Raw genomic sequence first — 13,496 nt, forward strand, 5'->3', positions numbered from 1 at the left:
CCGTTTGAGGGAATCCTTATCGACATTTGAGCCAAGCCCCGATCAAAATTAACACCAGCGAAGGTGACCAGGAAATTCAAATCAAAACGGTTGAAATGTTTGCTGCCGTTGCTGCGGGTAGTTAGTGCAGGGCGAGGAGGCAAGGCTATTGGGTGGTCTGGTGTCTCGAAAATGGCATCGTTGGGCAGGGACACACTCAGCACACCGCAATTCAAAAGCTCAAAGCAGCGATCAACTCAGGTCTAATGGTCTAATGGTCTATGTACTTCTCCAAAGAAGCTGACAACTTATGCCTCTTCCCCCCGGAAAAACTGGGTTACCTTTGATTGGCGAAACGCTGCAATTCGTCCTTGATCCTAACTTTGTGCAGAAACGCTATCAGCAGTATGGGCCAATTTTCAAAAGCCATATTATCGGTAGACCGACTGTGTTTATGGTGGGTGCTGAGGCGGTTGAATTTTTGCTGTCGAGTCACTTTGATCACTTTTCGTGGCGAGAAGGCTGGCCCGATACGTTTAAGAGTTTGCTGGGTCGATCGCTCTTTGTGCAAGAAGGCGAAGAACACCGTCGCAATCGAAAACTGATCATGCCAGCTTTTCATGGAGCAGCACTGGCGCGATACTTTTGTAGCATGGATGACATCACTCAGCGCTATCTACAAAAATGGGAGCAGCAGCAAGAATTCATATGGTACGACGAATTCAAAAAGCTCACCTTTGATATCGCCAGCCAAATCTTTTTGGGAACCAATCCAGGAAAGGAAAGCGATCGCCTCAGTCAGCTTTTTACGACACTAACGAATGGCTTATTTAGCTTAAGCAATCTGCCAGGAAGTTCTCTCAGAAAGGGACTCGCCGCTCGTCAGAAATTGCTCGACCATCTAACCACTGTCATCGAACAGCGCAGATCTAACCCCACCGATGACGCGCTTAGTTTGTTGATCGGAGCGATCGACGAAGACGGAAACTGTTTGACGCTAGAAGAAATTCGCGATCAGGCAATGCTGCTGTTGTTTGCAGGTCACGAAACCACCACCTCGATGCTGACCTGGTTTTGTCTAGAGCTTGGTCGCCATCCCGAAGTTTTGCAACAAGCCAGAGACGAGCAGCCACCAGGAAATGTGACCGTTGAGCAGATCAGCAAAATGCCCTACCTGGATCAGGTTTTTAATGAAATCGAACGGCTGCATCCTCCTGTAGGCGGCGGGTTTCGAGGTGTGATCAAACCCTTTGAATTTAACGGCTATCACGTCCCGGCTGGCTGGCTGGCGCAATATTCGATTCTGTTGACTCACCGTTTGCCAGATCTGTATCCTGACCCAGAACAATTTAACCCCGATCGCTTTTACAACACCAAACAAAAGCCCTTTAGTCTAATCGGGTTTGGAGGCGGTTCGCGTATTTGTATCGGACTTGCCTTTGCCAAACTTGAAATGAAACTCGTCGCCGCTCACCTCTTGCGAAATTATCACTGGAAACTATCGCCCAATCAGAGTCTCAAAGCGGTGCTGATTCCCACTCGTCGCCCCAAAGATGGACTCAAGGTGAAATTTGAGCGATTGGGCTGAAGATCCCACACAAACTACTGGCTATGGGGAGAAGGTTCTCTGAGGCGCTGCTGAATGGTGTCACGACGGGCTTGAGCGATCGTCTGATAAATCTTCTTACGAGCCAGATTGACGCTGCCTAGGGGTTCGTGATCGGGCAGCGTGTGCCACGGTGAAAAAGACAGCCCTTCGTCTAACCGCTTTCGCTCCTCAAAGTCAAACACCTGACTGGGAATTCTCAACGTCGCCACCTTTAAGTAGGGCGCATCTTCAGCTTTCCATTCTTGCATGGGGTCTTCGATCGGCGTTTTCTCCTCATCCACAAATCGTTGTACCAAGAAGTCAAACTGGGCATCTTGCTCACTCAGATGGGCAACCATTGCCTCACGCAAATAGTTTTCCGAATCGGGTATCGTGCCGCCTGTGTCTGAAGTGTGAGGTTTTACAGAGAATTTGATCGCTTGGTTACCGAGCTTATAGGGGGTTGTACTCCAATATTCAATGTGGAGCGGATTTGTAACCGTCTTGCTGCCAATCTGCTGCAAAATTGCAAACGTGGGCTGCATTGCTTTGGCCACTTCTGGATCGGTGCTGGCTCTGGCCAGGTCAATGTAACCCTGAACATTTCGCACAAAAAAAACGGGATGATTTAACAGAATAAAGTCCTGCGTTTTTTCTTCATCGTCCAGAACTTTTTCGCCTTCGACATTCATCAGTTTGATAGCCAGACCGCGGGCATCGGGTTCGCGATCGCTCTTCAGTTTGCCCCGTTTTTCAGGCTCCGATCCGTTAGAAAATCGCACCCACGCGGGATAGGTTTGAGCGTTGGCAAAAATCCCGACTTTGAGCGAGTCTGGTAGCGTTTCTGTCACTGTAAATTCTCCCCAGACGCAGCCGTGACTTTTGGAGTGAACTTGCCGCAGGTCAGGCCCTTTTTCTTGCTGTGCTTTTAGATTGGCTGCCAACACTGCGTCGGTCATGACGGATTCAGAGGTCGGATCGCTCATCGTCTTTTTCCTCAAGTAAATGGGGTTAAACGCGCAGGTTATCGATTTTTGCCAGGGTTCCTCCAAAGGCAAAGTCCTGTACCATCGGACTTTTGAGAAAATCGTGGGGAAACCCTAACTTGATCGCGCTGACTTGATTCAATCGTTGGAGCTGTTCTGATGTTAGCTGAAACTCGGTGCAGGCGAGATTTTCTTTAAGCTGATCAAGCTTGCGCGACCCGACGATCGGAATCACTCCCAACTTTTGCTGAATCAGCCAATTTAACGCTACTTGTGAAGGGGTTCGCTCGATCGCTTCGGCGATGTGAATCACTTCTTGGGCAATGCTCAAATCGCGTTCGCTCACCGGAGAAGACATATTGGGATTGCTTAAGCGTCCGTCGGCAGGTTCGGGTTTGTTGTATTTGCCTGTTAAAAGTCCGCCCGCTAAAGGACTCCAGGCCGTCACGCCAATATCAAACGCCTGCGCCATTGGCAGCAAGTCGCGTTCGGGTGTGCGTTCTTTGAGGGAATATTCGATTTGCAGTCCGATAAAGGGAGTCCAGCCGCGCAGATTCGCGATCGTGTTGGCTTGAGAAATAATCCATGCAGGCGTATCCGAAATGCCAATGTAAAAAATCTTGCCCGATCGCACCAGATCATCAAAGGCACGCATCACTTCTTCGACGGGCGTTGTGGAATCCCAGGCATGTAGCCAGAGTAGGTCAATGTGTTGGTATTTAGGCGCTTGAGACTCGCTTCGACGGCTTGCACCATGTTCTTGCGGTGATTGCCAACGGCGTTCATTCCAGCGTTGCCCATATTGAGCGAATACTTGGTCGCGACGACCCATTTTTCACGATCGCTGGCGATAAATTCACCGACATATTTTTCGCTCGTGCCATTCGTGTACAGGTTAGCGGTATCGATAAAATTGCCGCCCGCTTCGCCAAAGGCATCAAACATTTTTCGGCTTTCTTCGTACGAGCCGCCCCACCCCCAATCTTCACCAAACGTCATCGTGCCGAGACAGAGTTCAGAAACTCGTAAACCACTGTGTCCCAAAAGTTTGTATCGCATCGTGACCTCTAAAGTAATGAGTTTAGGAATGGATCAGACTACATGAGCAATAAACCACCATCAACTGGTAAAACAACGCCAGTCGTATAAGGATTTGTCATCAGATAAATAACACTTTGAGCAATGTCTTCCGCCGTCCCGACTCGACCCACTGGAAGCGACTGCTGCATAGACGTGAGCATAGAATTGTAATCGGCTTCGGGAAGGCTATCCCACACGGCAGTATCGACGACACCAGGAGCCACGACATTTACACGAATGGGAGCCAACTCAACCGCCAGCGATCGTCCCAGGGTGGCGATCGCTCCATTTACTGCGGCCAAAACCGCCATTCCCTCTTTTGCTGGCTTGAAGGCAGACACCCCCGAAAAGAAAGTGATCGAGCCACTCGATGAGAGTTTGGGAGCGGCGGATCTGGCTGCGTAGAAGTGGCCCCAAAATTTATCAAAACTGCGCTGTGCTTGCTCGGTGGTCAACTCAGTCAATCGTCCTCGACGGTCAAGTTCGTTAGCGGCCGCTGTAATCACCAGATGATCGAGGGTGCCAATCTGAGTAAATAATTGAACCACCTCAGATTCCTGAGTCATATCGACTGCAAAGCTTTCGACATTGCCGAGAACGGTCGCTTTTGCCTGATTGAGCGTTTCTGACGATCGGCTACACATGACCAGGTTTGCGCCTTCACGGGCGACCGCATGAGAGACGGCCAGCCCAATTCCAGAACTCGCCCCAATGACCACCACTTTTTGATTTGCAAGAGACACAGCATTCCTCACGGAGACGTTTGGAGCCATTCTACAAAGGATCGAGCGGAAGCAGGTTTAGCCGCCGTAGGGGTTGCTCAGGCGATCGACAAAGACATTGTGACTGACGGGGTAGCGACCCGGATCTTTGCGGGGTTCTGCGGCAAATCCAACCGGGATGACGACGGCGATCGCGATGTTGGGCTGGTCGGCTGCCCCGATCACCGCTTTGACCTGATCTTCGACCCAACCGTTCATAAAGCAGGTCGCCAACCCGTAGCTTTGGGCTGCCAGAACGAGATGCGTTGCAGCGATCATGGCATCTTTGACGGCGTACTCTCGGTTCTTTTCGCCCAGGGCGGACTGAAACTGTGGGATCGCGTCTTGCAGATATTCCACCGCTTGAGGAGTCAAGTTTCCGAGTTGAACCGCCGTTTCGTAGAAAGCTGTCCGGTCTTCTTTCCAGGCATCTGAGTCAGCAGCAAACACAAAGGTGACAGGGGCTTGGGTGATTTGAGGTTGTCCCCAACAGGCGGCACTCAGGGCGGCTTTTTGAGCCTCATCTTGCACCAACACAATTCGCCAACTTTGTAGATTAAAACTACTCGGAGCGGCGATCGTCAGGTCTACCAGTTGACGCAGTAGGGCTGGAGGAATTTCGTCTGGCTTAAAGTTTTTGATAGCTCGACGCTGAACGATCGCGGTCGCCACATCAAGCGGGCCGGATTGAGAAGTGGGAAGGTTCATGAGTTGCTCCAGGGGATTGTGAGTTGAAACTGACTGATAGATGCGATCGGGTCTACACCAGTATTAATTCACAATTTTAGATAACCTGCCAAAGAAAATTAGCTGACCAACTGGGTAACTTTAGCTTGCAGCATCGCCACCTGGGGGTCACGTTGAATGGCCCGATAAAGCTGTCGCGCTCCCAGAGTGCCTGTTTGAGACGGTTGCAGGAGCGATCGGGCTTCGTCGATCAGTTGGTTGGCTTGAGCGATCGTCATCGGTTCTTTGGCGCTGGTGGCTTCGTCGATTTTGACGATCAGTTGCGAAATGGGACGCAGCCAATTAAACCATTCGTGCTCGGTTACAAGCTGAAAAAATTCGACGTTGGTTTTGATGCGCCCGTGAAACTGTTCATAGACAACCCGTTCTGAGTCGAGCAGTGCTTTGTGAAGGTGCAGCATTGCCAGACGCAGTTCTCGGAGTCGTTGGAAGGGTAAATCAAGCGATGAAGGAGTTGAAGACATCAGACTGTGTTGCCCGCAAAAACTTTCTTCATCTTGTCATAAATTTTTAAGCGTCAGCTTCTCCAAATGCTCTGATTTGTCTGGAAAACCGACCAGCAGCGCAGTCTCTTGTCTGACAAACAACGGGCGTTTGAGCAACATGGCATCTTGGGCAAAAGCGGCGATCCATTGGTCATCTGTCCAGGTTTGTTTGTCGTCTGCGACCCCTTGCGGGTAACTCGAAGAGATCGCTCGATAAGATTGCCCAGAGGTATTTCTCATGGGTTTGCTGCCGAGGGTTTGTACCCAGTTTGTGATTTGTGCGCGATCGGGTGGATGATTTTTGGTGTTGATAAATTCAAATGCGATCTCATTTTCTTGCAGCCATTTAAGTGCTCTTTTGCAGGTGTTGCAAGTCGGAATTCCGTAAACTTTCAGGGTCATGAGTTCGTGTGAATGGATGATTCTCAACAAGGGTCGAAGATTGAATTAAACCGGGCGAATGAATTTGCAATTAGAACAAAATCCGCCTTCGCAGGTTAAAGCATTCTCTCAGAGTCGTTCTCAGGATGGTGAATTCAATAAATCCAGAAGTTCAATCAATTTGCGGCTATCAGCACGAAACCTACACAAGTTAAAACGCTTTTCTGGTCTGTGAGGGCAGACTTCGTTTTGGTGAGCGGTTTTATTTGAAGGAACTTGCGAAGCTAATCGCCCGCTTGAGTGACTGTCAACTGCCCATCTTGAACTCTGAGCACCCGATCGGCTCGTCGCGCAATGTCAGGATTGTGGGTGGCCATTACCAACGTCTTATTGGTCGCACGAACCAGATCTAGCAGAATCTCTAAAACGCGCTGTCCGGTTTCTTCGTCGAGGTTTCCGGTGGGTTCGTCAGCCAGCACCAAAAGGGGACTGTGCGCCAAAGCACGCGCGATCGCCACCCGCTGTTGTTGTCCGCCAGAAAGTTTGTCTGGAAAGGTGTCTTTGCGATCGGCGAGTTCGACCTGTTCTAAAAGCTTCATCGCCGACTGTTGAGCGACCTGCGACGATCGCCCCGCTAATTCTTGAGGCAGCGTCACATTCTCTAAAACGGTCAGCGTCGGAATGAGATTAAAGAATTGAAACACAAAGCCGATTTGGTCTCGACGTAGAAGAGTGCGCGATCGTTCGTCTAGCTCAGTCACCGAAACGCCATTCACTTTGATAATCCCTGACGATGGCTGATCGATGCCGCTAATCAGGTTGAGCAGAGTGCTTTTACCACTACCACTGTGACCCAGCAGCACCACAAATTCTCCCGGCTCAAAGGTCAAACTAACCTGATTGAGAACCGTCCTTTGCATCTCCCCTTCTTGAAAGGTTTTGCTGAGATTCTCGATTTGTACCAGAGCGCCCCCGGTGGGCGTAGAGGATTCTGATGAGTTTGAAGAGGGCTTTGACCCCGGTTTCACTGTCATGTTGAGCGTTCCACTGATTGAACCTTCATAAATCTTAAGCAAATTTGGTCAGTTCGATCGCGCCTTCTTTAGCCCATCTCGATTTGGGAACCGTCGATCGCGAATCTCAGCTTAGAATAGGAATTCCCCTTATCTTGATCTCGCCGTGATCCCGCAAATTGAGCCATCTGCCAGCTACAAGCCCTTAGTTGGTGCATCCGTTGCAGAACTGACCGATTGGGTGCAGCACCATCAACAACCCGCTTATCGATCGCGGCAGCTTCACCAGTGGATTTATCAAAAAGGGGCGCGATCGCTGACGGAGATTTCTGTGTTCCCCAAACAGTGGCGCGAAAATTTGGCGGACTATGCGATCGGGCGCTCCAAGATTCACTATCAGGCGAAGGCTCTCGACGGCACGATCAAATTTTTGCTGCAACTGCGCGACGGGCAGATTGTCGAAACCGTGGGCATTCCGACTGAGAAGCGGCTGACGGTCTGTGTGTCATCGCAGGTGGGTTGTCCGATGGCGTGTGACTTTTGTGCGACGGGCAAGGGCGGCTTTACGCGCAATCTAGAACGTCACGAAATTGTTGACCAAGTGCTGACGGTGCAAGAAGTGTTTCAGCAGCGAGTCAGCAACGTCGTGTTTATGGGCATGGGCGAACCGTTGCTCAACAGCGACAATGTTTTGGGTGCGGTCAAATCGATTAACGAAGACATTGGCATCGGTCAGCGGCTGATCACCATTTCCACCGTCGGCATTCCCGGTAGAATCCAACGACTCGCCGACCATCACCTGCAAGCGACCCTTGCTGTCAGTCTTCATGCCTCCAATCAAGCGCTACGCGAACAGTTGATTCCCAGCGCGCGCCAATATCCGCTAGAAGCGCTCCTTGATGAATGCCGCGAATATGTCAAACTCACCGGGCGGCGCGTCACGTTTGAATACATTCTGTTAGCGGGATTGAATGACTGCGAAGACCATGCGATCGAGCTTGCCGATCACCTTCGAGGCTTCCAGAGTCACGTCAATCTGATTCCTTACAATCCAATCAGTGAAGTTGACTATCAAAAACCGGATCAGCGTCGCATCCAAACCTTCGTCAATGCGCTCAACAATCGACATATTGCGGTGAGTGTGCGGCGGCCCCGTGGATTAGAAGCAGACGCAGCCTGTGGGCAGTTGAGAGCCTCCAAGACGGGCGGTTAGAGTCGCGCTCGATCGCTTCGGCGATGTGAATCACTTCTTGGGCAATGCTCAAATCGCGCTCGCTCACCGGAGAAGACATATTGGGATTGCTTAAGCGTCCGTCGGCAGGTTCGGGTTTGTTGTATTTGCCTGTTAAAAGTCCGCCCGCTAAAGGACTCCAGGCCGTCACGCCAATATCAAACGCCTGCGCCATTGGCAGCAAGTCGCGTTCGGGTGTGCGTTCTTTGAGGGAATATTCGATTTGCAGTCCGATAAAGGGAGTCCAGCCGCGCAGATTCGCGATCGTGTTGGCTTGAGAAATAATCCATGCAGGCGTATCCGAAATGCCAATGTAAAAAATCTTGCCCGATCGCACCAGATCATCAAAGGCACGCATCACTTCTTCGACGGGCGTTGTGGAATCCCAGGCATGTAGCCAGAGTAGGTCAATGTGTTCGGTATTCAGGCTCGCTAGTCTCCCAGAATTGGCGGCTTGGAAGTCAGAAGTGCCTGGTAACGAAGCGAAACCCCTTTGTCGAACTGACGCTCAATAGGCGATCGAGTCCTCAATTAAGGAAGATTGCACCTGGCTCACCATAGAATTTTCACCCTCTGGCATAACGGCACCGCGCAGATGAGCCTGAGTTAGGTTTGCATCCTTGAGATTGGTATCACTCAAATTAGCATTCGTTAAGTTTGCCTTAGTTAAATTGGTTTCGGTTAAGTTTGTCCCGGTCAAAATGGCATTTGTGAGATTTGCTCGACTTAAATTGGTGCGAGTCAAATTTGCTTTGGTGAGGTTTGCTCCAGTCAAATTAACGCCACTCAAATTTAGATTTCTCAGATTTGCGGCCATCAAATTCAGGTCTTTAAAGTCTCGTTGTCCGGCGTGATATCGACTCAAGAATTCTTTGGTGTTCATAGGAAATTGGGGATGAGGAATGCAGGATGAATTTTGATTCGCGAATCAGATTTTAGAGCCGCCCTTTTGACCATCACCTAATAGCGAAACTTCCGCTTACGTTGTTTGTGCATGGCGAGGGTTTTGCGTTTTCGCTTCTCGATCGGAGTCTCAAAATGTCGATGTTTTCGCATGTCTGGAAAGATGCCTGCTTTAGAAACTTCTCGTTTGAATCGGCGTAACACGGACTCAATCCCTTCACTTTCACCAGGAGTCACTTGGGTCATCCGATTTCCTCATTAAGTTGGCTGATCCGGGTAAGAGGGCACGAATCAAAATCCGAAATCTAACCTCTCCCATCTCCATAAAAAAAGGGCAGACTCTTCGTCCACCCCCAAGACTTTAGAGTAGAGTGCTCTTGGTCTTAATCCTTAATAACGACGAGAAGAACCACCTTTGTTGCCCCAGCTTCCGCCACCTGAAGATCCTCTTTCTTCGCGGGGTTTGGCTTTGTTGACTTTGAGATCGCGGCCCATCCATTCAGCGCCATCAAGGGCTTCGATCGCTGCGGTTTCTTCAGCCTCGGTGCCCATTTCTACAAATGCAAAGCCGCGCAGACGACCCGTTTCACGATCGGTGGGAAGCTGTACACGTTTGACATCGCCATACTCAGCAAAAGTCCGCGTGAGATCGTCTTGAGTGACCTCGTAAGAAAGGTTACCAACGTAAATAGACATGGAGTATCTCCAGAATCAGTGAATGTAGAGAGTAGATTCGGAGAAACGCTTAAAAAACGGATTACACGGCCGAAAATAATTCCTAACCAACAATCTAACACAAGATTAGGGATCACACGGTTGATAAACTAGATGTAATAAAAGTAAACGTCTCTCATTTTGTCATTTAACGCTTGATTGAATTGCTGTGAAATACTATCGCCAACACTCCAATGCCTTTCCGGTTGCTTACTTGAATGATCTTCGTGGAGAAATTTCAGCTTGTCCTTATTTTGCACTTAACAATTTGAATCGTGATTTTGTCAATACAAAGGGATTTTCTGTGGTATTTCAACAGTCTGGAAAAGAAAAAGTTGAGCGAATGTTTCCCTTTTTCAAACTTTATTTAGACCTGGCGCTTCAGCCCGATTGCAATGCGTTTTATCTCAATCCGTTGCTTCTCAAAGAAGGGTCACGGGTCGATCCTCATATCGATCGCTCCCTACGGTCTTATTGCAAGACAATTCTGCCCCCTGCGATCGTCAGCGTTCTTTATGTGCAGGTAGTTTCAGACTTGCAGGGCGGAGAATTGCTCTTACGAAGTCATAAACAACAAGTTGGGCAGATCAAACCTCAAGTCAATCAGCTTGTCCATTTTCAGGGCGACTTAACTCACTCGGTCAATGCGGTCAAATCCACGGGAACTCGGCTCAGTTTGGTTTGTGAACAGTACCGCTTGAGTGATGCCGAACTGCAAGAAATCCCCGAATTCACAGTAGAGTCAAGAGCTGTGGGAAAGCAATCGCCTGCGGGTATCTCAAAGCGATCGAAGTCTGAACCGAAGTCTGAACCATAGACGTTACAGAACAAGAGGCAGAGGGACAGCACTCTTTCATCCCTCATCTCTCCTCGCGAAGCGGATTACCCCCAAAGGGGAAACAGATCATCGAAGTTCTCCCTCACCGCCGCGCATAGATCCCAGGGGCGTAAGCTTCGATCACTTTGCCCGTCTTCGCGCAGGTGATCATCAAATAATCACAAGTAGGGCACTGAGTACGGGTCAGGTGATTACTTTCGAGGTGGTGACGCTCGGCGTGACTGCCACAATTTGGACATCGAACTGTTTGTACCGTTTGCATTTTAAACCTCAGCAATTTTCAAAAATTTGAACTTGAGAAAGACGATCTCACCCAAAAATGACCCATCTGAATTGTCAAAAACAAAAAATGTATCTAAAACTACTTAGTCGAGCGACTTTCGTGAAAGTTTATTCTGTGTTGACCTCTTTATTATGATAAGTATTTATGCTTTGTGTCAGCAATGTTTATATTAATTTTAAGATTGGAGAATCCTGGGGATCACCTATCAATAGAGTGATCCCTGAATTTATGATCTTACGATCGCTTCTCAGAATCCAGTGACTAAAAAACAGGTATTTGAAGAAATTCTCAATTTTTAACGGGAAGACTACCTACAAACACTTAATCTTAGAATCGAAAAGTCCTTAATATTACTCAGTGTATAAACTCTCTAAATAGATGCAATACACTCAGAACTGAGTAAATTTTTTGACTCATTAAGTTTAACGATCGCTCAGAGTTGGCTGCTGAGTTTCAATGACAACTTCCTGAATTCCTGGCACTTTGACCAGTTGGGTGACGACCAGTTTTGCTCGATCGTTGGCTCTTTGTAGTACTCCGTCGGTCACCGCCGCTGCCTGAATTTTTTTGAGCGCTTCCTTCTGGGCCAGGTCTTGCAGCACAGGCGCGACATCCGGCCCCAACCCCAAAACTCCCCGGTTGTAGTCGTAAACTTTGGAGCGATTTACGTCAATTTTGCTGTCTAACACACGAGGCGGCGGTAATCTTAACTTCAACCTTTGCCCCACAACCTGCACATCTTCAGGCTTTAAAGCACTCAGATCTACGCCCGCCCGCACCTCTCCGTAAGCAATGTAGAGAAGTTTTGTCGTCCCCACTACAAAGCGGCCCACTGTCGCATCTTGCTGTGTTGGCACAACTGCTTCCATTGTGAAGACCGCGGTCGTCAACTCGCTGGCATCTCGAATCTGCTGAATAACAACCGATCGCGCTTCTACCTTCGGCTCAGGCTGAGGATTGCTAAACAGCGTGCTCACTCTACTAAAGAACTGATCGCCCGATCGCAAAACGCCGATCGCGGTCATCGTCCCCACAACTAGCAGGCTACCCGTCACAATCAGCCCCAGATTTTTGAATCGCACAAATCCTTGAGTGCCCCGTTTCTGGCGATCTTTTTGCCGCATTCTCTCGTGCCTCTTACGCCAATCACAGGGCATTGTAACTGTTTAGGCTGAGATTTAGTGTCAAGTGGAGATGTAGAATTTGGTGGAGATTAAGCAATGGATGCTAGACCTTGGACGCTAGAAGACGTTAGAAACTTTGAGGCTGTTTGGTTTAATATCTAGAGTCCCAAGCCCAAATCAAAGCCTTCTAGCTATCACAATTCTTCATCGGGTCGCCACACTCGAATGCCGTCACTGCCACTACTGACGATCGTTCGCCCTCCTAGCCCAAACTCGACCGATACGCTACTGTGCCAAGAGCCTCGTAGAATACCAGAGAGTTGTTCGTTATCGAGCTGCCAGAGTTGCACGGTTCCACCCGTTCCGGTGGCCAGCGTCACGCCATCAGGACTCAATGCCAGATCAGATGCGCCCGAAGAGAACGTGTGTGTCAGGTCTCCCGATCTGACATCCCACTGCTTGATGCGACTGCTGCCCGTTAGTAACGCTTCGCCATCAGGGGTAAAGAGTAGCGCTGTCAAATCACCTGAATTGAGGGTGTGCAAAAGTTTTTGAGTTTTTAGCTGCCAGATTTGAGTTTTGCGATTTCCGATCGCGAGTTGGGTTCCGTTGGGGCTGTAGGCGATCGCGGTCACGGGCTGATCTCCCAGACTATCGATCCATTGGCGAGTTTCTACATCCCAAAACTGTACGCCCATCCGACTGTAGGAGCCATCTGCCCATTTAGAAAGTCGGCTGCCCGTCGCTAGTGTGCGACCATCGGGACTAAAAGTGAGACAAGTGACGCGCCCAGTGTAGAAGGTCGCCAAAAGTGCGCCCGTTTTGAGGCTCCACAACTTGACGCTGCGATCGAGGCTGGCGCTTGCCAAAATTTGACCATCGGGACTAAACGCGATCGCGCTCACCCAATCTTTGTGCCCTTTGAGCGTGGTAAACCGTTCGGTTTGCAAATCCCATAGATAGATGGTCGATTCGCTGGTGCTGGCCAAAAGCTTGCCATTGGGACTGGTGGCGATCGCCGTGGTTTTCTGACTAAAGAGTAGTTTGGGTTGTCGATAACAGAGAATTCCCGCTTCGTAGGCAGAGACACAGACGCTTTGGGGCAGACGGGCAGCAATACTTTGACCCAACAGGAAATAGGAAACCGTCAAAACTGCGATCGTTGCAACGACTCCTAAAATCAGCCACCCACGTCTTTTAAGCACGTCTGTCGTATTTCTCAATAAAAGAACCTGAATCTGAGCGATCGCCCCTGTAACTAGAGGATGGACGCTTTCTCAAAAAACCATCGATGGTAATCGATCGTTTTGCGCTTCCCAAAGTTAACCGATTTGCTGCAAAAATAAGCCTCTGTCACGGGTCAGATTATGTCACTTTGGCCGA

Annotated in this window: 17 protein-coding genes and 1 pseudogene; 3 read left to right on the top strand and 15 right to left on the bottom strand. The window is 49.4% G+C overall.

Annotation, left to right across the window (positions count from 1 at the left end):
• On the bottom strand, positions 1-194 hold a 194-nt coding region (locus ACJ2PR_RS25975; RefSeq protein ID WP_446879129.1), incomplete at its 3' end, for a hypothetical protein.
• A 95-nt stretch (positions 195-289) separates the two neighbouring features.
• Here ACJ2PR_RS25975 and ACJ2PR_RS25980 point away from each other — a divergent pair.
• A complete protein-coding gene (locus tag ACJ2PR_RS25980; protein WP_446879130.1) occupies positions 290-1,567 on the top strand; it encodes a cytochrome P450 in 1,278 nt (425 codons plus the stop codon).
• Between the two features lie 14 nt (positions 1,568-1,581).
• Here ACJ2PR_RS25980 and ACJ2PR_RS25985 read toward each other — a convergent pair whose 3' ends face one another.
• The 7 genes and pseudogenes from ACJ2PR_RS25985 to ACJ2PR_RS26015 form a co-directional block, all read right to left on the bottom strand.
• Positions 1,582-2,553 (bottom strand): catalase family protein, encoded by a 972-nt coding sequence (locus tag ACJ2PR_RS25985; protein WP_446879131.1) that lies wholly within the window; start codon positions 2,551-2,553, stop codon positions 1,582-1,584.
• Between the two features lie 25 nt (positions 2,554-2,578).
• Positions 2,579-3,612: pseudogene (locus ACJ2PR_RS25990) on the bottom strand (aldo/keto reductase).
• A 38-nt stretch (positions 3,613-3,650) separates the two neighbouring features.
• Positions 3,651-4,376, bottom strand: a complete 726-nt coding sequence (locus tag ACJ2PR_RS25995; protein ID WP_446879132.1) for an SDR family oxidoreductase — start codon at positions 4,374-4,376, stop codon at positions 3,651-3,653.
• Positions 4,377-4,433: 57 nt separating this feature from the next.
• Positions 4,434-5,102 carry a nitroreductase family protein gene (locus ACJ2PR_RS26000; RefSeq protein ID WP_446879133.1) on the bottom strand — a complete coding sequence of 223 codons (669 nt, stop codon included), beginning with the start codon at positions 5,100-5,102 and terminating at the stop codon, positions 4,434-4,436.
• A 98-nt stretch (positions 5,103-5,200) separates the two neighbouring features.
• Positions 5,201-5,605, bottom strand: a complete 405-nt coding sequence (locus ACJ2PR_RS26005; RefSeq protein ID WP_446860966.1) for a hypothetical protein — start codon at positions 5,603-5,605, stop codon at positions 5,201-5,203.
• Positions 5,606-5,641: 36 nt separating this feature from the next.
• Positions 5,642-6,028, bottom strand: coding sequence for a Spx/MgsR family RNA polymerase-binding regulatory protein (locus tag ACJ2PR_RS26010; RefSeq protein WP_446860965.1), 387 nt, complete (start codon positions 6,026-6,028; stop codon positions 5,642-5,644).
• A gap of 263 nt (positions 6,029-6,291) precedes the next feature.
• A complete protein-coding gene (locus ACJ2PR_RS26015; protein ID WP_446879134.1) occupies positions 6,292-7,041 on the bottom strand; it encodes an ABC transporter ATP-binding protein in 750 nt (249 codons plus the stop codon).
• A 145-nt stretch (positions 7,042-7,186) separates the two neighbouring features.
• On the opposite strand from ACJ2PR_RS26015, the gene rlmN reads away from it, so the two are divergent.
• Positions 7,187-8,233, top strand: coding sequence for a 23S rRNA (adenine(2503)-C(2))-methyltransferase RlmN (gene rlmN / locus ACJ2PR_RS26020; protein WP_446879135.1), 1,047 nt, complete (start codon positions 7,187-7,189; stop codon positions 8,231-8,233).
• Here rlmN and ACJ2PR_RS26025 read toward each other — a convergent pair.
• The 4 genes from ACJ2PR_RS26025 to ACJ2PR_RS26040 all read right to left on the bottom strand — a co-directional run bounded on the left by ACJ2PR_RS26025 (position 8,136) and on the right by ACJ2PR_RS26040 (position 9,850).
• Complete coding sequence (locus ACJ2PR_RS26025; protein WP_446879149.1) at positions 8,136-8,678, bottom strand: aldo/keto reductase; 543 nt, start codon at positions 8,676-8,678, stop codon at positions 8,136-8,138. The two genes, rlmN and ACJ2PR_RS26025, sit on opposite strands and share 98 nt — an antisense overlap.
• Positions 8,679-8,759: 81 nt before the next feature.
• The gene (locus ACJ2PR_RS26030) at positions 8,760-9,134 is read right to left on the bottom strand and encodes a pentapeptide repeat-containing protein (protein ID WP_446860962.1); all 375 of its coding nucleotides are present in this window, start codon (positions 9,132-9,134) and stop codon (positions 8,760-8,762) included.
• Between the two features lie 77 nt (positions 9,135-9,211).
• Positions 9,212-9,400 (bottom strand): 30S ribosomal protein S21, encoded by a 189-nt coding sequence (gene rpsU / locus ACJ2PR_RS26035; protein WP_446860961.1) that lies wholly within the window; start codon positions 9,398-9,400, stop codon positions 9,212-9,214.
• 144 nt (positions 9,401-9,544) lie between these two features.
• On the bottom strand, positions 9,545-9,850 hold the full coding sequence (locus ACJ2PR_RS26040; protein ID WP_446860960.1) for an RNA recognition motif domain-containing protein: 306 nt from the start codon (positions 9,848-9,850) through the stop codon (positions 9,545-9,547).
• 187 nt (positions 9,851-10,037) lie between these two features.
• On the opposite strand from ACJ2PR_RS26040, the gene ACJ2PR_RS26045 reads away from it, so the two are divergent.
• Positions 10,038-10,685 carry a 2OG-Fe(II) oxygenase gene (locus ACJ2PR_RS26045; RefSeq protein ID WP_446879136.1) on the top strand — a complete coding sequence of 216 codons (648 nt, stop codon included), beginning with the start codon at positions 10,038-10,040 and terminating at the stop codon, positions 10,683-10,685.
• A gap of 103 nt (positions 10,686-10,788) precedes the next feature.
• Here ACJ2PR_RS26045 and ACJ2PR_RS26050 read toward each other — a convergent pair whose 3' ends face one another.
• The 3 genes from ACJ2PR_RS26050 to ACJ2PR_RS26060 all read right to left on the bottom strand — a co-directional run bounded on the left by ACJ2PR_RS26050 (position 10,789) and on the right by ACJ2PR_RS26060 (position 13,318).
• Positions 10,789-10,968 (bottom strand): replication restart DNA helicase PriA, encoded by a 180-nt coding sequence (locus ACJ2PR_RS26050; protein WP_446860958.1) that lies wholly within the window; start codon positions 10,966-10,968, stop codon positions 10,789-10,791.
• Between the two features lie 443 nt (positions 10,969-11,411).
• Positions 11,412-12,113: a DUF4230 domain-containing protein gene (locus ACJ2PR_RS26055; protein WP_446879137.1), complete on the bottom strand. Its 702-nt coding sequence runs from the start codon at positions 12,111-12,113 to the stop codon at positions 11,412-11,414.
• 194 nt (positions 12,114-12,307) lie between these two features.
• A complete protein-coding gene (locus ACJ2PR_RS26060) occupies positions 12,308-13,318 on the bottom strand; it encodes a WD40 repeat domain-containing protein (RefSeq protein ID WP_446879138.1) in 1,011 nt (336 codons plus the stop codon).
• Between the last annotated feature and the right edge of the window lie 178 nt (positions 13,319-13,496).

The sequence above is a fragment of the Phormidesmis sp. 146-33 genome, from assembly GCF_052939515.1.